General features: G+C 57.5%; 18 protein-coding genes. 16 read left to right on the forward strand and 2 right to left on the reverse strand.

The features are described 5' to 3' along the window. Window positions 1–149 precede the first annotated feature (149 nt). A complete protein-coding gene (locus JDW22_RS13875; RefSeq protein WP_268884214.1) occupies window positions 150–281 on the forward strand; it encodes a hypothetical protein in 132 nt (43 codons plus the stop codon). Here JDW22_RS13875 and cysK read toward each other — a convergent pair. Continuing rightward, window positions 245–1,177 carry a cysteine synthase A gene (gene cysK, locus JDW22_RS05070; protein ID WP_200522106.1) on the reverse strand — a complete coding sequence of 311 codons (933 nt, stop codon included), beginning with the start codon at window positions 1,175–1,177 and terminating at the stop codon, window positions 245–247. The genes JDW22_RS13875 and cysK overlap by 37 nt on opposite strands. A gap of 373 nt (window positions 1,178–1,550) precedes the next feature. On the opposite strand from cysK, the gene JDW22_RS05075 reads away from it, so the two are divergent. From JDW22_RS05075 to panD, 8 genes are all read left to right on the forward strand, one after another. After that, window positions 1,551–1,904: a DUF2069 domain-containing protein gene (locus JDW22_RS05075; protein ID WP_040558054.1), complete on the forward strand. Its 354-nt coding sequence runs from the start codon at window positions 1,551–1,553 to the stop codon at window positions 1,902–1,904. Between the two features lie 4 nt (window positions 1,905–1,908). Continuing rightward, window positions 1,909–3,795, forward strand: a complete 1,887-nt coding sequence (locus tag JDW22_RS05080; RefSeq protein WP_003793504.1) for a PglL family O-oligosaccharyltransferase — start codon at window positions 1,909–1,911, stop codon at window positions 3,793–3,795. Between the two features lie 77 nt (window positions 3,796–3,872). Next, the gene (locus JDW22_RS05085) at window positions 3,873–4,463 is read left to right on the forward strand and encodes a plasmid pRiA4b ORF-3 family protein (protein ID WP_003793502.1); all 591 of its coding nucleotides are present in this window, start codon (window positions 3,873–3,875) and stop codon (window positions 4,461–4,463) included. A gap of 33 nt (window positions 4,464–4,496) precedes the next feature. After that, window positions 4,497–4,832 (forward strand): DUF4298 domain-containing protein, encoded by a 336-nt coding sequence (locus JDW22_RS05090; protein WP_200522108.1) that lies wholly within the window; start codon window positions 4,497–4,499, stop codon window positions 4,830–4,832. 204 nt (window positions 4,833–5,036) lie between these two features. Beyond that, entirely contained in the window at window positions 5,037–6,140 is a 1,104-nt protein-coding gene (gene recA, locus JDW22_RS05095; RefSeq protein WP_200522110.1) for a recombinase RecA, read from the forward strand. 247 nt (window positions 6,141–6,387) lie between these two features. Further along, on the forward strand, window positions 6,388–8,214 hold the full coding sequence (gene dsbD / locus JDW22_RS05100) for a protein-disulfide reductase DsbD (protein ID WP_200522121.1): 1,827 nt from the start codon (window positions 6,388–6,390) through the stop codon (window positions 8,212–8,214). Window positions 8,215–8,433: 219 nt separating this feature from the next. Further along, window positions 8,434–9,981: an apolipoprotein N-acyltransferase gene (gene lnt / locus JDW22_RS05105; protein WP_200522718.1), complete on the forward strand. Its 1,548-nt coding sequence runs from the start codon at window positions 8,434–8,436 to the stop codon at window positions 9,979–9,981. Between the two features lie 130 nt (window positions 9,982–10,111). Further along, window positions 10,112–10,495 carry an aspartate 1-decarboxylase gene (gene panD / locus JDW22_RS05110; RefSeq protein WP_003793490.1) on the forward strand — a complete coding sequence of 128 codons (384 nt, stop codon included), beginning with the start codon at window positions 10,112–10,114 and terminating at the stop codon, window positions 10,493–10,495. A gap of 86 nt (window positions 10,496–10,581) precedes the next feature. On the opposite strand, the gene JDW22_RS05115 is transcribed toward panD, so the two are convergent. Beyond that, window positions 10,582–11,199 carry a class I SAM-dependent methyltransferase gene (locus JDW22_RS05115; RefSeq protein WP_050755532.1) on the reverse strand — a complete coding sequence of 206 codons (618 nt, stop codon included), beginning with the start codon at window positions 11,197–11,199 and terminating at the stop codon, window positions 10,582–10,584. 206 nt (window positions 11,200–11,405) lie between these two features. Between JDW22_RS05115 and trpE the strand changes: the two genes are divergently transcribed. From trpE to hscB, 7 genes are all read left to right on the forward strand, one after another. After that, window positions 11,406–12,881: an anthranilate synthase component I gene (gene trpE / locus JDW22_RS05120; RefSeq protein ID WP_200522123.1), complete on the forward strand. Its 1,476-nt coding sequence runs from the start codon at window positions 11,406–11,408 to the stop codon at window positions 12,879–12,881. Window positions 12,882–13,164: 283 nt separating this feature from the next. Beyond that, on the forward strand, window positions 13,165–14,250 hold the full coding sequence (locus tag JDW22_RS05125; RefSeq protein WP_200522125.1) for a metallophosphoesterase: 1,086 nt from the start codon (window positions 13,165–13,167) through the stop codon (window positions 14,248–14,250). A 120-nt stretch (window positions 14,251–14,370) separates the two neighbouring features. Continuing rightward, window positions 14,371–14,997, forward strand: coding sequence for a hypothetical protein (locus JDW22_RS05130; protein ID WP_200522127.1), 627 nt, complete (start codon window positions 14,371–14,373; stop codon window positions 14,995–14,997). 457 nt (window positions 14,998–15,454) lie between these two features. After that, window positions 15,455–16,045 carry a GTP cyclohydrolase II gene (gene ribA, locus JDW22_RS05135; protein ID WP_200522719.1) on the forward strand — a complete coding sequence of 197 codons (591 nt, stop codon included), beginning with the start codon at window positions 15,455–15,457 and terminating at the stop codon, window positions 16,043–16,045. Window position 16,046: 1 nt separating this feature from the next. After that, window positions 16,047–16,439, forward strand: a complete 393-nt coding sequence (locus tag JDW22_RS05140; protein ID WP_200522129.1) for a DUF1304 family protein — start codon at window positions 16,047–16,049, stop codon at window positions 16,437–16,439. A 203-nt stretch (window positions 16,440–16,642) separates the two neighbouring features. Next, a complete protein-coding gene (locus tag JDW22_RS05145) occupies window positions 16,643–18,298 on the forward strand; it encodes a glycosyltransferase family 39 protein (RefSeq protein WP_200522131.1) in 1,656 nt (551 codons plus the stop codon). A gap of 98 nt (window positions 18,299–18,396) precedes the next feature. Then, window positions 18,397–18,900 (forward strand): Fe-S protein assembly co-chaperone HscB, encoded by a 504-nt coding sequence (gene hscB / locus JDW22_RS05150; RefSeq protein WP_200522133.1) that lies wholly within the window; start codon window positions 18,397–18,399, stop codon window positions 18,898–18,900. The last annotated feature ends 117 nt before the right edge of the window (window positions 18,901–19,017 follow it).

Genomic DNA, 19,017 nt, shown 5'->3' on the forward strand with positions numbered 1-19,017 from the left:
GAGTCTTATTAACGCGGAATATTAACCTATTTTTGCAATAGCGCAAAGTTTTGCGGGGGGTTGGCGGCATGGGCAGGGTTTTCAGGCTGCCTTGGGCGGAATGAACGGGCAGCCTGAAAACAGGATGATGCCGATGCGCCTGCCTCAACGTGCTCTGCTTATTCACACGCATCCAAATCGGGCAAACAAAAGGCAGCCTGAAAACGGGCAAACGGCGTTTTCAGGCTGCCTTTAATGACGGGCATTACGCCAAATCGGCATACAGCGCGGTGGAAAGATAACGCTCGCCGAAATCGGGCAACACGGTAACAATCAATTTGCCGGCGTTTTCGGGTTTTTTCGCCAGTTCAAGCGCCGCCCATGCGGCTGCGCCTGATGAAATGCCCGCCAAAATGCCTTCTTTTTCGGCGAGCGCGCGGGCGGTGGCGAGCGCGTCTTCGTTGGTTACGGTGATGACGCTGCCATAAACACTGGTGTTCAAAATGCTGGGCACAAAGCCTGCGCCCAAGCCTTGAATAGCGTGCGCGCCTTTTTCACCGCCGCTTAGCACGGGCGAATTGGCGGGTTCCACGGCATAAATCTGCACGTTCGGATTGCGCGCTTTCAGCACTTCGCCCACGCCTGTGAGCGTGCCGCCTGTGCCCACGCCGGCGAGGAAGATGTCCACTTTGCCGTCGGTGTCGCGCCAGATTTCTTCGGCGGTGGTTTGGCGGTGGATTTCGGGGTTGGCGGGGTTGTCAAACTGGCGCGGCATGAAGTGGGTGTCGGGGTGGTTTTTCACCAGCTCTTCGGCTTTGGCGATGGCGCCGTTCATGCCTTCGGCAGCGGGGGTGAGAATCAGCTCAGCACCATAGGCGCGCAGCAGCATTCTGCGCTCTTTGCTCATGCTTTCGGGCATCACGATAACCAATTTGTAGCCTTTGGCGGCGCACACCATTGCTAAGCCGATGCCTGTGTTGCCAGATGTGGCTTCAACAATGGTGCTGCCTGCTTTGATTTTGCCTGCTTTTTCAGCATCTTCAACCATGGCAATGGCGATGCGGTCTTTCACGCTGCCTGCGGGGTTAAAAAATTCCAGCTTCACCGCCACGCGGGCGGGCAAGCCTTGCGTGAGTTGATTGAGCTGAACCAGCGGCGTGTTGCCGATTAGAGCGTTGATGTTTGCTGCGATGGCCATGATTGCGTCCTTTGGTTGGTTTTGCAAAATTGCGATTGGGCTATGTTACGGGGGAATAGGGGGAAAATAAAAGAATTTCTGTTACTTTGTTTTATAACTGGGCGATATAATACCGCGCTTTTTTTGGCGATATTATGGGGTCGGATTGTTGAATCCGATATTTATTTGCTTGCCAATCTGAAACCTTTGCAAAGGTTTCAATCTATATAACACAGCAGCCTGAAACGCAGTTCAGCGTAGCTAAAATGGGTTGCGTGTTCGCCGTATGCTTTTCAGGCTGCCTGATGATTGGTTGCGCCTGATTGATAACAAACACATTAGGCAGCCTGAAAACGCTTTTTCCCGTTTCAGGCTGCCTCAACAAGGTTTTCTTATGAACAACAATCGTCCGCCCTATTCTCTTTGGCTTGCGCAAGCCGCTTGGTGTGCGCTGATTGCGCTCACGCTGCTGTGGGATTGGGCGTTTGCGCCGCTGCATACGGGGCGTGCGTTGCTGCTGATTAAGCTGCTGCCCTTGCTGCTGCCATTGCGCGGGATTTTGCGCGGGCGGGTGTACACCTATCAATATTGCTCTATGCTGGTTTTGGCGTATTTTTGCGAAAGCGTGATGCGCTGGTTTGACCCCACGCCGTTAAGCCGCGCGCTGGCGGGCGTGGAAACGGTGCTTTCGGCGGCGTTTTTTGTGTGTTGCCTGTTGTATTTGAAACAGTTTAAAAAGAAAGATTAAACGCATGGATTTGTCTCAACGCGATACTTTGTTTACCCGAGAAACGCTGCCGCTTTGGCTGGGCTTGTTTCTGATTGCGGTTGCCGTGCCGTTTTCCATTATGCGCGTGGGGCCGTTGCCCAGCTTCTTTTTGGAAGCGGGCTCGCTGCTGGGCGGTTTGATTTTGGTGGCGCTGACCTTGTTTTCAGGCTGCCTGAAAACGCGCCCGCCCGCCGCATCGTATTATTTTGTGGCGCTGGCGGTTTTTTGGGCGGCGCAGGCGCGTGTTATGCAGCTTGTTTATACGGGCATGAGCGACATGGTGGCGTGGACGTTTGCGATATTGGCGTTGCTGTGCTGGGCGTGCCGTGGTTGGATGGCGCGGTTGGGCGCGGAGCGGGCGTTGTCGGTGTTGGCGGGCACGCTGCTGCTGGGCGCGGTGTTGCAAGCGATGGTGGGCTGGCTGCAATATACTGATTTGGCAGGAAAATTCCACGGCGTGTTGATGTATCGCAAAGGCATTGTGGAGGGGCAGCTTGCCCAGCGCAACCATTTTGCCCATTATTTGATGTGGGGCATGCTGGCGGCGGGTTGGCTTTGGGCGCAACGGCGTTTGGCGTGGTTTGTTGCCGTGCCGTTGATACTGTTGATTGCGGCGACTATGGGCTTAACGGGTTCGCGCACGATTTTTGGCTATGTGTTGGCGATGGCGGTGCTGCTGCCGTTGTATCGCCTGTTTTCAGGCTGCCTCAGCACGCGCACGGTGTGGGGCTTGGGCTTGGCGGCGGCATTGGTGCTGCTGGGGCAATTTGCCGTTGAGCCTGTGTTGGATTTGTTCCGCGAAGGCACAATCACCAGCGCGGCAGACCGCATCAGCAGCGGCTCGCAAATCGCCGGCTCGGGGCGTGGCTACGAATGGCAAAAAGCGTGGCAAATTTTCCTATCCGCGCCGTGGTTTGGGCATGGCTGGGGCAGCTATCCGCTGTATGGTTTTTTAACCAATGTTTACCCCACCACCTTCCGCCCGTATGAAACTGATGTGTTGTTTACCCACAGCCACAATTCCTTTCTCAACCTGCTCGCTGAAATGGGCATTGTAGGCACCGCCTTGGTTTTATTGGGCATGCTTTGGGCGATTCGCGGCTGCTTTCAACGCGCCAACGCGCCCGCGGGCGTGTTCATCCTCGCGCTGATGGGCGTTTCACTGGTGCACAGCGCGCTGGAATATCCGCTGTGGTACATCTATTTTTTAAGCATCTTCGCCCTGTTTATTGGCTTTGCGCCCGCATCGGCAAAAGCATCCGCCCAACCGCCAGTAGGCAGCCTGAAAACGGTTTACGCCGCTACCGCGTTGGCAATCGCGCTATTGAGCGCAGGCATTGTGTACACCGCAACCGTGTATCAAGACTTGCGCCAATTTTCCGCCGGCGGCGGCAACACCGCGCAACAAGCCAAAAACATCGCCGGCTTGCAACGCATCGCCCGCCACAACGCCATGCTCCGCTACTACGCCCATTTCCAGCTAATCAGCCATTTTGACCCCAGCAGCGCAACGGTGCCGCCATGGGCAGAAGAAGCCGCCGAGTCGCTGCGCTACCGCCCCTATGCCAACGCCCAACGCTACGCCTTTGCCGCCTACCGCGCAGGCAAAATTCAGGCTGCCCGCGATTGGATGATGCTGATGTATCACTATTACCCCAGCAAATTCTCCGCCTATTCCGACCCGATTATGGACAGCCCCTACTACCCACAGCTGCAAGCCGACTTCACCGCCCAATGCCGCGCTTATTACACCAGCGTAGAACAAATCCCCATTTGCGCCCAAGCTGCGCCAGCCAAGCCCGCGATTGAAGATGTGTTGAAGAATTTGCGTGCGATGCGAGGGAGCGGGGCGAGCAATATAAAAAAATAAAACAGCAAGCAATCCTTTATCCATCGCTAATAAATTTGAGATAATTTCCTTTTCTCGCAATCATTTAAGGAAGCGTCATGGCAAAAAGAACGCCTGCAACATTAGTCTATCAACTGCATATCCGCTTAATAGATTCCAAGCCCGATATTTGGCGCAGAATATTGGTGCCCGTGCATTTTGATTTACACAATTTGCATTATGTTATCCAAAACGCTTTTGAATGGAATCACGAGCACTTATTCCAATTCTGCCAAGGCGACCCTTGGGGAGAAGTCTTGTATCCCCCATCGGACGAAGATGGAAGCATGGTTGAGCCCGATGACAACGGCAAATATCCGCCCGCGCCACCATTACACAAAGTATTAAAAGTTGGCGAAAGCCTGTTTTATGTGTACGACTTTGGCGACAGCTGGGAGCATGAAATCTACTGCGAAGCCTTGATGGTTAAACCACCCAAAATTCGCCTGCCGCACTGCGTAGATGGCGCAAACCATGCTGCATTTGAAAATTGCGGCGGCGTGTATGGTTATGCTCACATCCTAACAATCCTATCCAACCGCGATAACCCCGCCTATCAAGAAGAACTAGCCGAGCTAACCGATTATTACACCAAGCGAATTTTAAAATACGACCCCACCGCCTTTGATCCGAAAAAATTAAAATTGTAGCCCCCGCCAAATTATGCAAAGAAAGGAACCCCCATGCCCCTCACCCCCGAACAAGCGCAGCAGCGCATTGACGAAATCCAAGCCCTATACCGCCGCTGGCTGCAACTCTTGCCCCAGCTTGAAGCCGCGCAGCAGCAATGGCGGCAGGCGGCGCAAATCATGACGGAGCTGGACAAGTTTTACGCCGCCGAATATATGGCATACGCGAATGCCGTGGCAGACGGGCTGCCCGTGTCGCTGCGCACCGAAGGCGAATACAGCGTGTTGAGCGAAGACACGCTGTTTGACGCGTTCGACGACCACTACCGCCTTGCATGGCAATGGCTGCGCGAAGCCACCGCCGCGCTTGACCCCGAAAACCGCGCGTAAGGCAGCCTGAAAACCATGCACGCTCCAGTAGCGCATGGAACGGCAACGGTTTATCACCACATAACGTTAAACAAGGCTCAGCCTGTGTAGAAAATAAAACAGCAAAGCGAAAGCAGCATCCCCGCACAATCCCATTTCAGGCAGCCTGAAAACTATGCGATAATCCGCCCCCGTCAAAACCCTATGCAACAAGAGAATCCAATCATGGCAGAAAAGAAATCCGACAAAAACACCGATAAACCAACCGACAAAGCCGCCGCGCTCAAAGCCGCCCTCGCCCAAATTGAAAAAAGCTTCGGCAAAGGTGCGATTATGAAAATGGACGGCAGCACGCCGCAAGAAGAGCTGCAAGTCATCTCCACAGGCTCGCTCGGGCTGGACCTCGCCCTTGGCGTAGGCGGCTTGCCGCGCGGGCGCATCGTGGAAATTTTCGGGCCGGAATCATCAGGCAAAACCACGCTTTGCCTGGAAACCATCGCCCAATGCCAAAAAATGGGCGGCGTGTGCGCGTTTATTGATGCCGAAAACGCCTTTGACCCCGTTTACGCCCGCAAACTCGGCGTAAAAGTGGAAGATTTGATGGTGTCGCAACCCGACACGGGCGAACAGGCGCTGGAAATCTGCGATATGCTGGTGCGCTCGGGCGGCGTGGACATGGTGGTGGTGGATTCTGTTGCCGCGCTGGTGCCCAAAGCCGAGATTGAAGGCGACATGGGCGACAGCCACGTCGGCTTGCAAGCCCGTTTGATGAGCCAAGCTTTGCGCAAGCTCACGGGGCACATCAAAAAAACCAACACGCTGGTGGTGTTCATCAACCAGCTGCGCATGAAAATCGGCGTGATGTTCGGCAACCCCGAAACCACCACCGGCGGCAACGCGCTGAAATTCTATTCGTCCGTGCGCATAGACATTCGCGGCACAACGCAAATCAAACCCACAGGCAAAGACGAAACACCAATCGGCAAAGAAACCAAAGTGAAAGTGGTGAAAAACAAAGTGGCGCCGCCTTTCCGCTCCGCTGCGTTTGACATCCTGTACGGCGAAGGCATCAGCTGGGAGGGCGAGTTGATTGATTTGGGCGACAAATACGGCATCATCCAAAAATCGGGCGCGTGGTACAGCTACGATGGCAACAAAATCGGGCAAGGCAAAGAAAACGTGCGCATTTGGTTGAAAGAAAACCCGGAAATCGCCAACGAAATCGCCGAGAAAATCCGCGCCGAAGGCTTGGTAAACCCCATCATCACCGAAGGCGTGTTGGATGAAACCGATGGCGAAATGCCCGAAGAAATGTCCGACGAAGCATAATCGTTCAACAGAGAATAAAGGCAGCCTGAAAACGTAGTCTGGTGCATTTTCAGGCTGCCTTTATTGCTGCCCTTGCCATTACCCCAAACTATCATTGCGATTTTTCAGCAATGTATTGAGCAGGTAAACGGATGCGTCATGGCGCAAAACAAGGGATAATGCGCGCAATTTTATTTTCAGGCTGCCTCTGCGGGTAAACCATGCAGGTAAACCAGTAAGCAACAGGCGGCGAAAGGAACAACACACGATGAAAAAATATATTTACGCGCTGTTGGCGTGTTTGAGCTTGGCGCAGTTTGCGGGCGCGGCGGTGAACGCGGATGATTTGTTGCCGCCCGAGCAGGCGTTTGTGCCCACGGTAACCGCGTCGGACAAGGGTGTGGACGTACAGTTTAAAATCGCCGATGGCTATTATATGTATCAAAGCAAAATCACCGCTGATACGCAGCCTGAAAAGCTGTTGCGCGACAAGGCAACGTTTAGCCAAGGCGAGCCAAAGGAAGACGAATTTTTCGGCAAGCAAATTGTGTATCACCACGCGGCGAATGTGAAATGGGATTACGCCAAGCCTGCGCCTGCGGCTTACAAAATCACGCTGCATTATCAGGGCTGCGCGGAAGCGGGCGTGTGCTATCCGCCTGTGGACACGGAATTAAACATCAACGGCTCAGGCGTGTATGCGCCTGAAAACATGGCGGCGGATAACGCTAAGGATATGTTTGTAAAGCCGCAGGGGGACATTCAGGCAGCCGCCGCGTCAATGCCAGCAATGGCGCAGAATGCTCCCCTTTCGTCCGCCCATGCTGACAGCCGTTTCGCCCTGTCGCGCGACACCATCGGCAGCAATTTGCTGTGGTTTTTCGTGTTCGGTTTGGGGCTGAGTTTCACGGCGTGCATGTATCCGCTGCTGCCGATTGTGTCCAGCATTATTGTGGGCGATAAATCGGGCAGCAAGCGGCGGGCGTTTGCGCTGTCGTTTGTGTATGTGCAGGGCTTGGCTTTGACTTATACGCTGGTGGGCGTGTTGGCGGGGCTAACGGGTGCGCTGCTTACGGTGTGGCTGCAACAGGCTTGGGTGGTGCTGGCAGCGGCGGGGTTGATGGTGCTGCTGGCGCTGTCGATGTTCGGCTTGTTTAACATCCAACTACCCAGCGCGTTGCAAAGTTATTTTCAAACCCAGAGCAACAAATTGTCGGGCGGCAAGGTGGCGAGCGTGTTTGTGATGGGGATGCTGTCGGCGTTGATTGTGGGCCCTTGCGTTGCGCCGCCGTTGGCGTTTGCGCTGGGCTACATCGGCAAAACAGGCGACGCGCTGTTGGGCGGGGCGGCGTTATACGCGATGGCGTTGGGCACGGGCGTGCCGCTGATGCTGATTGGCACGTTTGGCGGACATATTTTGCCGCGCGCGGGCGATTGGATGAACGGCATTAAATATGCGTTTGGCGTGATTTTGCTGGCGGTGGCGGTGTATTTGGCGACGCCGTTTTTGCCGTATGGCGTGGTGGTGGGGCTTTATACTGCGCTGCTGGTTGCGCCTGCGCTGTATTTGTTTTACTGCGCCCGTGCGTTTTCAGGCAGCCTGAAAACGGTTGCGCTGGGCTTGGGCGCGGTGTTGCTGGCGATGGGCGCGTGGTTCGGCGTGCAAAGCGCGCGCGGGCAAGCTACGCCGATGCACGAATTTTTAACCTTGCATCAGCCATCGTCCCATGCGGTGCACGGCATCAAAACCGCCAGCGTTGCCGAGCTGGAACAGGCGATTCAGGCTGCCTTTGCCGCCGACCCAAGCCAGCCTGTGCTACTGGATTTTTATGCCGATTGGTGCGTGTCGTGCAAGGAGATGGAGGCGAAAACCTTTGGTGCGGCGCAAGTGCAGGCGGCGGTGCCGATGGCGCGGCTGATGCAAATCGACGTTACCGCCAACACGCCCGAGCAGCAGGCGTTGTTGAAAAAATATGGGCTGTTTGGCCCGCCCGGTTTGTTTGTGCTCAAAGCCGATGGCAGCCACGGCGCGGGCTTGCTGGGCTTTGCGCCTGCCGATGAGTTTGTGGCTTGGTATCGGGCGCAAGCGAAGTAGGCAGCCTGAAAACGGTTATCCCCATCTGGAAAGGTGAAACGGCTTTTTGGGATGGGGATGATTTTTATTGGGATGGTTTTCAGGCTGCCTTTGTGTGCTTGATAAAGGCAGCCTGAAATGGAATAAATGCCGTTTTCAGGCTGCCTTTTCCCTACACAAAGGCAGCCTGAAAACCAATCCCCCGCTATAATCCCCACCTTTTCCACCCTCCCCACCACCATGTTCCCCAAACTTGACCGCATCTGGCAAATCCCCGCCGTCTATTGCATCCTGCTCACCGCCCTCGCCCTCGCCACCCCGCTTACCTTCGCCCCCTATTACCAATTCTGGCTGATGCCACTGCTGTTTGGCGGCTTGGTGCGCCTGATTGAGCTAAAACCCGAGTGCAGCGTACGCTCTGCTTACTGGTTCGGCTTGATTGGCTACACCGCCCAATTTTGGTGGATACACACCGCGCTGCACGGCATCGCCAAGCTGCCCGAATATTTCGCCATCCCGCTCACCCTGCTGTTGCCCGCCTTTTTGGGGCTCTACCCCGCGCTCGCCTTTTGGCTCTACCGCCATTTCAAGCTGCCGCGCCCTATTGGGCTCGGCATCGGCTTGCCTATGCTGTGGACGCTCACCGAGTTCGCGCGCGAACGCTTGCTTACAGGCTTTGGCTGGGGCGCGCTGGGCTACTCGCAAATCGCCGATAACAGCCCGCTGGCCGGCTTCGCCCCGCTGGGCGGCATCCACTTGGTTACCTTTGCCACCGCGCTGATGGGCACATGGCTGGTGTTGCTGGTGAACAGCCAAACCACCAAGCCCCGCATCGCCGCCGCCATCGGCATCGTTGCCATCCTGCTTTCAGGCAGCCTCTTGCGCACCATCGCGTTCACCCAACCCACAGGCAGCCCCACCACCGTTGCCCTCGCGCAAGGCAACATTGAACAACGGCTCAAATTCGCCCAAAACCAACTCCTCCCCACCTACCAACGCTACCTTGACCAAGTTGCCAGCACCCGCGCCCAAATCGTTATCCTGCCCGAAACCGCATTCCCTGTGTTTTTGCAAAACACCCCCAGCGAAATCATCCAAGAATTCGCCCAAACCGCCCGCCGCAACGGCAGCAGCCTTGCCGTGGGCGTGCCGCTGTTTACCTCCGATGGCGAAAACTACCTCAACGCCATCGTCAACCTCACCGACTACACCCCGCAAACGCAGCCTGAAAAGCTGCCCATCTACGCCAAAAACCACCTCGTGCCCTTTGGCGAATACAAACCGCTCAAACCGCTCACCCAGTTCCTCTACAACGCCATGAACATGCCCTTGGGCGACTTCCAACGCGGCGGCGCAGCGCAAGCCCCGTTTAGCATGGCAAACCAAAAAGTCGCGTTCAACATCTGCTACGAAGACGGCTTCGGCGACGAACTCATCGCCTCCGCCCGCCAAGCCACCCTACTCGCCAACGCCAGCAACATGGCGTGGTACGGCGATTCCAACGCCATGTGGCAACAGCTGCAACAATCGCAAACCCGCGCCCTAGAACTCGGACGCTACATGATTCGCGCCACCAACACAGGCGCAACCGCCATCGTTTCGCCGCAAGGCAGCATCGTGCAACAAGCTGTTCCCAACACCGCCACCGTGCTGGAAGGCAGCGTGCAAGGCATGACAGGCGAAACGCCGTTTATGCGGCTCGGCGGCTCGCTGCCGTTTATCGGCTTGCTGGCTGCGATAGCCGTGTGGCTGAAATGGCGGTTTAGGCAGCCTGAAAATACAAAATAAGGGTGAAATACACCAACCCCATTTTAGCTTCGCAACTCCGCTACGCTAGGCAGGCAGCCTCCCCCGCAAAGGCAGCCTGAAATCCATTAACCGCGTATAATCCGCGCCTTTCAAATTTTGAGTACACATCATGTTTAGAACCCTGCTCGGCGGCAAAATCCACCGCGCCACCGTAACCCAAGCCGACTTGAACTACGTCGGCAGCATCACCATCGACCAAGACCTGCTCGACGCGGCAGACATCTGCGTGAACGAAAAAGTGCAAATCGTGAACAACAACAACGGCGCGCGTTTTGAAACCTACACCATCGCAGGCGAGCGCGGCAGCGGCATCGTGTGCCTGAACGGCGCGGCGGCGCGGCTGGTGCAGGCGGGCGACATTGTGATTATCATGTCGTATGTGCTGCTGTCTGAACCCGAAATTGCCGCGCATCAGCCCAAAGTGGTGCTGGTGGACGGGGCGAACAAAATCCGCGAAATCATCCGTTACGAGCCTGCCAACACCGTTTTGTAACGCAAAGGCAGCCTGAAAACCCCATCCGCAAACAAAAACACGTTTAGCCGCGAAGCCAAACGTGTTTCCCGTTTTCAGGCTGCCTGTCAGCGCACGGCCAGCCGGTACACCCACACCGCGGCAGGCGGCGAATTGTGCCACACCATCGCATGGCGGAAGCTCTCAACCGACGCGTCCGCCGCCAACAACGGAATCGGGTTTTTCAGCCCGTAGGTAAACTGCACCAACACCGAGCGCAGATTTTTGTGCAACTCGCTTTGCAAAAACGCGCCGATATCCCGCGCCTCATCCTTCGCCAAACTGCGAAACGGCAGCGACGACACAATCGTTTTATTGCCCGCCTCCTGCCAATGCGGCAAATCCTGCACCCGACAACACGCCACCTCAATTTCAGGCAGCCTGCGCTGCAATTCCTGCGCAAACGACGGCAAAAATTCGCACGCCACCAAACGGTTTCTCCCCGCCAGCGATTGCGCCAGCACCCGCGTAATCGCGCCGTTGCCCGCGCCCGCCTCGATAAACAGCGCATCGCGCGCGCCATAGCGCAACGCTGCCGCCGTCATCGCCCGCCCCAGCATTTTGGAAGACGGCAAGATGCTGCCCACATTGCGCGGATTGCGGGCATAGCGTTTCAGCCAAGCCCTTGCCTCGTGGCTTTGCTGCGAAACATGGCTGAACAAACGGGAAACAAAACTGGGCTTCATAAACATCGCCGTATTCAATAAAAGATTTGAGATTATAACTAGTTATGGCGCAGCATGGCTGAACCAGCTTTCAGGCTGCCTAAAATAAAATAAATATTCCAATAGCATCCGCAAAGCAAATTGAAGACCAAACATCAAACCCTGCCGCACTTTTTGATATAGTAGGCAGCCTGAAAACCAATCCCCCCATTACCGGAAAGCCCGTTATGATTACCAAAGCCCAATACCAAGCCCAAGCCGCGCAAGGCTACAACCGCATCCCCCTCGTGCAAGAGCTGCTCGCCGATTTGGACACCCCGCTCTCGCTGTATCTCAAACTCGCCAACCGCCCGTTCAGCTATCTGCTGGAATCGGTGGTGGGCGGCGAACGCTTCGGGCGCTATTCGTTTATCGGGCTGCCCTGCCGCGACTACATCAAAGTATCGGGCAGCCGCACCGAAATCTATCAAGACCACCGGCTCGTGCAAACGCACCACGGCAACCCGCTGCACATCATCGAACAATACCACGCCCAATTCAAAACCCCCGACATCCCCGGCCTGCCCCGTTTTACCGGCGGGCTGGTGGGCTACTTCGGCTACGAAAGCATCTACCATTTCGAACACATTGCCCACCGTCTGCGGCAGCCTGAAAAACACAACCCGCTGAACACGCCCGACATACTGCTGATGCTGTCGCAAGAGCTCGCCGTGGTAGACAATTTAAGCGGCAAAATCCACCTGATTGTGTATGCCGACCCCAGCCATCCGCAAGGCTACGAAACCGCCCGCGCCAAGCTGGAAAGCCTGCGCGAAAAACTGCGCCAAAGCGTGGCCATCCCGCTCTCGCTCGGCAGCCGGCGCACCGTGCCGCAGCATCTCACCGGCGAAGAAACCTTCAAAAGCTATGTGCGCCGCGTGCGCGAATACATCCTCAACGGCGACTGCATGCAAGTCGTTCCCGCGCAAAGCATGAAACTGCCGTTTACCGACCACCCCCTGCACCTTTACCGCGCCCTGCGCACGCTCAACCCCTCGCCGTATTTGTTTTACTACGATTTTGGTGATTTCCACATCGTCGGCTCGTCGCCCGAAATTCTGGTGCGCCGCGAGCGCGACAAAGTGGTGGTGCGCCCCATCGCCGGCACACGGCTGCGCGGCGCAACACCCGAGCAAGACCTTGCCAACGAGCGGGATTTGCTCAACGACCCCAAAGAAATCGCCGAACACACCATGCTCATCGATTTGGGGCGCAACGACGTGGGGCGCATCAGCCAAATCGGCAAAGTCGCCGTAACCGACAAAATGGTGGTGGAAAAATATTCGCATGTGATGCACATCGTTTCCAACGTGGAAGGCAGCCTGAAACCCGACACCAGCAACATGGACATCCTCGCCGCTACCTTCCCCGCCGGCACGCTCTCGGGCGCGCCCAAAGTGCGCGCGCTGGAAATCATCGAAGAGCTGGAAACCACCAAGCGCAACATTTTCGGCGGCGCAGTGGGCGTATGGGGCTTTAACAACGACATGGACTTGGCGATTGCCATCCGCACCGCGATTGTGCAAAACGGCGAATTGTTCGTGAGCAGCGGCGCGGGCATCGTGGCAGACAGCGTGGAAGAAAGCGAATGGCAGGAAACGCAAAACAAGGCGCGGGCGGTGTTGCGCGCGGCGGAGATGGTGCAGGACGGGCTGGACAAATGATTTCAGGCTGCCTTGGAGCCATCCGAACCCTCCCATAGGCAGCCTGAAAACGCGCGGATGCGCCTCGCGCCAAGCAAAACCAAATAAACAGATAAAGCCCGACCGTTTTTCAGGCTGCCGATTGGCATCGTTGCTTAAAAATAAAACGGCAACGCGAAAGCATCGCGCGTTTCCCCCCCTTTTTTCAGGCTGCCTTATCCCCATAGGCAGCCTGAAAAGCGAAAACCGTGCAACTCTGCTAAAATCGCCCCCCTTTTTTTGCACACACAGCCCAATCCCAACCATGCCCCCCGTCTTTATCGCCGTACTCATCGCCCTGCAATTTTTAATCTACTGCGCCGCCCGCGCCCTGCTGTGGCAATTCCGCATCCAAGCCCCCGCCCAACGCAAAACCCTCTATGTTCTCGCCTATGCGCTGTGCAACGGCTTCACCCTCGCCGCGCTCATCCTGCGCCAAAGCCTGCTGTTCCGGCTCAACGCCGCCCTGCTGGTTGCCCTGCTCTATATCGCGCTTACCGGCCTTGCCGTGCTGGTTATCGGGCGCATTGCCCGCCGCCTCAGGCAGCCTGAAAAGCTCGGGCGCGACCTGCGCCACATCGCCCCCGCCCTGCTCATCGCCCTGTTTGCCCTATCCGTTTACAACGCCTACACCCCTGTGGTGCGCCGCGTCAGCATCCGAATCAACAAACCGCTCGCCCAGCCTATCCGCATCGGCATGGCAGCCGACACCCACCTCGGCACGCTCGTAGGCGCGCGCCAGCTGGACAAACTCGCCCAAATCATGCAGCAGGAAAAAGCAGACATCATCCTGCTGCCAGGCGACATCATGGACGACGACATCGCCGCCTACACCGCCGAAAACATGAAGCCCCACCTCGCCAAACTGCGCGCCCCGCTGGGCGTGTACGCCACGCTGGGCAACCACGACTACTTTATCAACCCCCAAGCCATCACCCGCGCCATTGAAGACGCAGGCATCCAAGTGCTGCACGACCAAGCCATCCCAATCAACCAGCAATTTTGGCTCATCGGGCGACCCGACAACCTAGACACCCACCGCCTGCCCACTGCCGACCTTGTGCGAAAAACCAACCCCGCGCAACCCGTCATCCTGATGGACCACCGCCCCGACCACATCGCCGAACACGCGCGCCTGCCGATTGATTTGCAAGTGTCGGGACACGTGCACAACGGGCAAATCTTCCCCGCCAACTTTATCGCCCAAACCATTTACCGCCCGCTATCCTACGGCTACCAAGCCATCGGCAACGGACACTTTGTCGTAACCTCGGGCTACGGCTTCTGGGGCATCCCCTTTCGCCTCGGCTCGCAAAGCGAAGTGTGGATAATTGAAGTGCGGGGCAAATGAGCCTGAGCCGCCGATGCCATAGCCGCACGCAATCAAAGCTTTCAGGCTGCCTCATGCACTCTTGATTACACCGTAACACCCCCCACCTAACGGCAGCCTGAAACCAAACGGAGCCCCGTCATGAACACCATCCGAGACTACCTGCAAACCCAAGCCCTCGCCCTCAACCCCGACAGCATCGCCATCGCCCGCGCCGCCACCCAAGCCGTCATCGCCCACGGGCAAGCCCACATCGAGCGCAGCATTTTGCAACCCAAACACCTGCCCGAAGACATCAGGCAGCCTGAAAACGAAGCCCTGCTCAAACAACTCTACATGGCGCTGGACTCCGCCCACAGCCAACACCCCGCCCAAACCACCAGCCTCTACGGCAACCACGCCCCCAGCCAAAGCCTTATCCGCCTCATCCAACACGGCGCGCCCGTTGAAGAGCGCATCCCGCTCAACGAAGAGCACTACTGGCAACACCTCGCCGCCCGCACCGCCCAATCAGGCTGGGCGCAAATCGCCCCCAGCACCGAGCAATGGCTTGCCGACGGCGAACTCACCGGCGCGCACAACCGGCGCAGCGCCAGCCAAACCAGCCTGCCCGTCAGCAGCGAAGACGGCATCGTGTACGGCGTGCTCCATCTGGAAACCCCCGCCCCGCTCAGCGACGAGCAACTCGCCCACTGGATAGGCGTCGCCCTCGGCATCCACCCCGTTCTCAGCCAACTGCTGCCCCAAGCCCCAAGCGAAGAACAATAGGCAGCCTGAAAACCCAATCGAACCAAGCCGCAAACCCCTTTTCAGGCTGCCGCAAACGCCTGATGCAGCCTGAAAACAAGTCTTAGCAAAGTTAAATCCCATCAAGAACGTTTACCACAAAGCACCTTTCCTGCTGGCGCAGCCGAGTGGAACGCGATTTTTCGGAAAAAAAGGACAAAACTGTTTGAGCAGCGAAGCGGCGAGTTTTTTGTCCGCCCGAAAAATCGTGTCAAGCGAGGGAAGTTTGGCGCAGCCAAACCTGCAACCGCAGTCGCCTTTCTTTTGCTTCCTTTTCTTTGGCGAAACAAAGAAAAGGAAGTGCCCCGTCGGCACGAGACGCATGGTTAAACCCAATCGGATGCCGACCACAAAGCAGAAAACACTTTACTTTTTCCAATGGCAGCCTGAAAACCCTTTTCAGGCTGCCCCCCCAACACACACAAGAAAGACCACAACCATGCCCCTACAACACATCACCTCCTGCCGCCTGCCCACCGAACACGGCACCTATCAAATGCACGGCTACCAAGACAGCCAAACAGGGCAAGAACACATCGCCCTCGTGATGGGCGACATCACCACCCCCGAGCCCGTTCTCTCCCGCGTCCACTCCGAATGCCTCACCGGCGACGCCCTCTTCTCGCAAAAATGCGACTGCGGCCCCCAGCTCAAAGCCGCCATGCAAGCCGTTGCCGCCGAAGGGCGCGGCGTGATTGTGTACCTGCGCCAAGAAGGGCGCGGCATCGGGCTCATCAACAAAATCCGCGCCTACGCCCTGCAAGACAAAGGCATGGACACCGTGGAAGCCAACCTCGCCCTCGGCCTGCCCGTCGACGCGCGCGACTTCACCCTCGCCAAAGAAATCTACGACCACCTCGGCATCCGCAGCATCCGCCTGCTCACTAACAACCCCGAAAAAGTCCACACCCTGCAACAAGCCGGCATCCACATCACCGAACGCCTCCCGCTACACGTCGGCATCCACCCCGAAAACCAAAACTACCTCAACACCAAAGCCCAAAAACTCAACCACATGATGAAAGACTGACATGCTCGCCCTCGCCCTCCTCTGCGCCGCCCTCACCGCCGCCACCCATTTCTACATCTTCTATCTGGAACTGCTTGCCTACGGCGCGAGCAACTTCCGCCGCGTGTTCCAAATCCCGCCCGAACACCTCCCCATCGTGCGCGCCCCCTTTAACAGCCTTGCCGTCTACAACATCGCCCTTGCCTTATCCGCCAGCCTCGGCATCCTGCTGCACGCCTTTGCCGACAGCAACTACCTTTACGGCATGGCAAACGGCTTAATCTTCGCCGCCCTCGGCACCGCCACCGCCGCAGGCGCATACCTGTGGTACAGCCAGCCTACCCGGCAACGCCCTGCGCTCATCCAAGCCGCCCCCGCCCTGCTCGGGCTGATTTGCCTTGCGCTGAGCAGATAGGCAGCCTGAAAACGCCATCGCGCGGCAAAACGGCTTGCGCCCCGTTCAACACCATTCAGCAAGGCGGATTGCCCATCCGCCTTTTTATATGCGCAACGGTTTCAGGCTGCCGCCGCCATCCAACGGCAGCCTGAAACCCGCCCGCTCAGCCCGCCAACCCAAATACGCTATAATCCCCCATCCGCAAAATCTCCACCCGTCCCATGCTCACCTACACCCCCACGCCCAAACGCCCCGTCCAACCCACCCGCGAATACCCGTGGCTGCTGCTCCTGCTCGCCTTCGCATGGCTGTGGCCGGGCGTGTTTTCGCACGATTTGTGGAAGCCCGGCGAACCCGAGCTCTACACCACCATCAGCGAAACCCCGTTCGGCGCATGGCTGCCGATGCTGTTTGGCGAGCCCAATTTTCAGGCTGCCCCGTTATACGTGCAAACCGCCCAGCTGTTCCAACGCCTGCTCACGCCGTGGGCAGCCGATGCCTATTCCGCCGCGCGCTTCGCCAGCGTGTTCTACACCAGCCTCGGGCTCTTGGGCAGCGGCATGGCGGGCTACCGCTTTTTGGGGCGGCATTATGGGCGCAGCGTGGTGCTCATTCTCATCGGCTCGGCAGGCTTGCTGCCCGTCGCCCACTTTATGGACAGCCAATCGCTGCTGTTTGCAGGCATCGGGCTGGCGATGTGGGGCTACGCCGTCGCCCACCGCCAAGCCATTCTCGCCGCCTTGCTCATCGCCCTTGCCAGCGTATTTCTGATGCAAAGCGCGGGCATCCTTATCGCCGCCACGCCCCTGCTCACAGGCTGGCTGCTCTGGCTCACCAGCGCGCAATGGCGCAGCAACCGCATTCTCATCACCCTCGTCTGCGCCACGCTCACCGCCCTGCCGCTCGCCAGCATCCACCCCGTCGCCCTCGCCGTCACCCATCCTGCCGCGTTCGCCCAATATGTTCACCAACACCTGTTCGGCGGCTACGGCGGTACACAGCATTTTCAGGCTGCCTTCCGGCTCCCCTATTACCTGCAACACATCCTGTGGTTCGCCTTTCCCGCCCTGCCGCTTGCCGTTTGGACAGCCAGCCGCCGCAAAACCCTGCCCGCCAACGCAGGCAGCTACGCCAGCTACACCCTCGCCCTGCTCACCCTGCTCATCGCCTTCAACCCGCAGCGCAACCAAGACAACCTCGCGCTCATCCTCCCGCCGCTCGCCCTGCTCGGCGCCGCCCAGCTAGACAACCTACGCCGCGGCGCAGTCGCCTTTCTTAACTGGTTTGGCGCGATGACCTTCGGCGCAGCCGCCCTATTCTTATGGATAGGCTTTATCGCTATGAACTACGGCATCCCCGCCAAACTCGCCGAACGCGCCGCCTATTTCAGCCCTTACTACACCCGCGACATTGACCCCATGCCCATCATCGTCGCCCTGCTGTTCACCCCCATGTGGCTCATCGCCATCACCCGCAAAAACATACGCGGGCGGCAAGCCGTAACCAACTGGGCGGCAGGCATCACCCTCGTATGGGCACTGCTGATGACCCTGTTTCTGCCGTGGATAGATGCCGCCAAAAGCCACCGCCCCATCGTGCAGCAAATGCAAAACAGCCTAAGCGACGACATCCTCGTTTCCCTGCACAGCCACACCAGCTGCCTCTACATCCCCCCCCACCAAACAGAAACCCGCATCGCATGGCAGCAATACAGTACCCTGCCCACCACCAGCAGCACCCGCAACTGCCGCTATATGCTCCTGCAATACAACCCCCAAGCCCAAAGGCGGCCTGAAATCCACGGCAAAACCCTGTGGACAGGACGACGACCCCGCAGCAAGCACGAACAATTCGTGTTGATTGATACACAGCCGTAAACCAGCAGCGAAACAACAAAGGCAGCCTGAAAATAGAAAATCCCCTTTTTCAGGCTGCCTCAATCCCCCCAGCAACCGCCCACACAAGGAAATCCACCATGTCCCAATACTTCCAACTCTTCAACCTCCCCGAGCAATACCCCCTAGACACCGCCGCGCTGGAACAACGCTACCGCGCCCTCGCCGCCCAATTCCACCCCGACAAACACACCACCGCCAACCCCTTCGAGCAAAAGCAAGCCCTGATGATGAGCGCCACCCTCAACCAAGCCTACGCCACGCTCAAATCCCCCATCGACCGCGCCGCCTACCTTCTGCAACAACACAACATCAACCCCGACGACCCCCACAACACCCAAATCGACCCCGAATTTCTGATGCAGCAAATGCAATGGCGCGAAACCCTCGCCCAAGCCCAAGCCGAACAAGACCGCACCGCCCTGCAAGATTTGCAAAACGAAATCACCCAAGCCCAAACCGCGCTTTACCAACAGCTGGAACACGCCTTCGCCCAGCAAGATTACCCCGCCGCCGGCGACCTCGTGCGCCAAGGGCGGTTTTTAAACAAACTGCACAGCGAAATCCAAAACGCGCCGGATTGATTGCCGCCGCAAAGGTTTTCATGTTTTCAGGCTGCCCTAAGCACAAAAGGCAACCTGAAAAAGTTTCACTTCAATCAACCAAGGCACAAGAAACCAACAGTTTGAACAGCCCGCCGA

Source organism: Kingella bonacorsii, assembly GCF_016623605.1.
Taxonomy (GTDB): Bacteria; Pseudomonadota; Gammaproteobacteria; order Burkholderiales; family Neisseriaceae; genus Kingella_B; species Kingella_B oralis.

What these genes read in the sequence shown, in the direction of transcription:
- cysK (WP_200522106.1), bottom strand. Translation starts at nt 1,177, where the DNA reads ATGGCCATCGCAGCAAACATCAACGCTCTAATCGGCAACACGCCGCTG.
- JDW22_RS05075 (WP_040558054.1), top strand. Translation starts at nt 1,551, where the DNA reads ATGAACAACAATCGTCCGCCCTATTCTCTTTGGCTTGCGCAAGCCGCT.
- JDW22_RS05080 (WP_003793504.1), top strand. Translation starts at nt 1,909, where the DNA reads ATGGATTTGTCTCAACGCGATACTTTGTTTACCCGAGAAACGCTGCCG.
- JDW22_RS05085 (WP_003793502.1), top strand. Translation starts at nt 3,873, where the DNA reads ATGGCAAAAAGAACGCCTGCAACATTAGTCTATCAACTGCATATCCGC.
- JDW22_RS05090 (WP_200522108.1), top strand. Translation starts at nt 4,497, where the DNA reads ATGCCCCTCACCCCCGAACAAGCGCAGCAGCGCATTGACGAAATCCAA.
- recA (WP_200522110.1), top strand. Translation starts at nt 5,037, where the DNA reads ATGGCAGAAAAGAAATCCGACAAAAACACCGATAAACCAACCGACAAA.
- dsbD (WP_200522121.1), top strand. Translation starts at nt 6,388, where the DNA reads ATGAAAAAATATATTTACGCGCTGTTGGCGTGTTTGAGCTTGGCGCAG.
- lnt (WP_200522718.1), top strand. Translation starts at nt 8,434, where the DNA reads ATGTTCCCCAAACTTGACCGCATCTGGCAAATCCCCGCCGTCTATTGC.
- panD (WP_003793490.1), top strand. Translation starts at nt 10,112, where the DNA reads ATGTTTAGAACCCTGCTCGGCGGCAAAATCCACCGCGCCACCGTAACC.
- JDW22_RS05115 (WP_050755532.1), bottom strand. Translation starts at nt 11,199, where the DNA reads ATGAAGCCCAGTTTTGTTTCCCGTTTGTTCAGCCATGTTTCGCAGCAA.
- trpE (WP_200522123.1), top strand. Translation starts at nt 11,406, where the DNA reads ATGATTACCAAAGCCCAATACCAAGCCCAAGCCGCGCAAGGCTACAAC.
- JDW22_RS05125 (WP_200522125.1), top strand. Translation starts at nt 13,165, where the DNA reads ATGCCCCCCGTCTTTATCGCCGTACTCATCGCCCTGCAATTTTTAATC.
- JDW22_RS05130 (WP_200522127.1), top strand. Translation starts at nt 14,371, where the DNA reads ATGAACACCATCCGAGACTACCTGCAAACCCAAGCCCTCGCCCTCAAC.
- ribA (WP_200522719.1), top strand. Translation starts at nt 15,455, where the DNA reads ATGCCCCTACAACACATCACCTCCTGCCGCCTGCCCACCGAACACGGC.
- JDW22_RS05140 (WP_200522129.1), top strand. Translation starts at nt 16,047, where the DNA reads ATGCTCGCCCTCGCCCTCCTCTGCGCCGCCCTCACCGCCGCCACCCAT.
- JDW22_RS05145 (WP_200522131.1), top strand. Translation starts at nt 16,643, where the DNA reads ATGCTCACCTACACCCCCACGCCCAAACGCCCCGTCCAACCCACCCGC.
- hscB (WP_200522133.1), top strand. Translation starts at nt 18,397, where the DNA reads ATGTCCCAATACTTCCAACTCTTCAACCTCCCCGAGCAATACCCCCTA.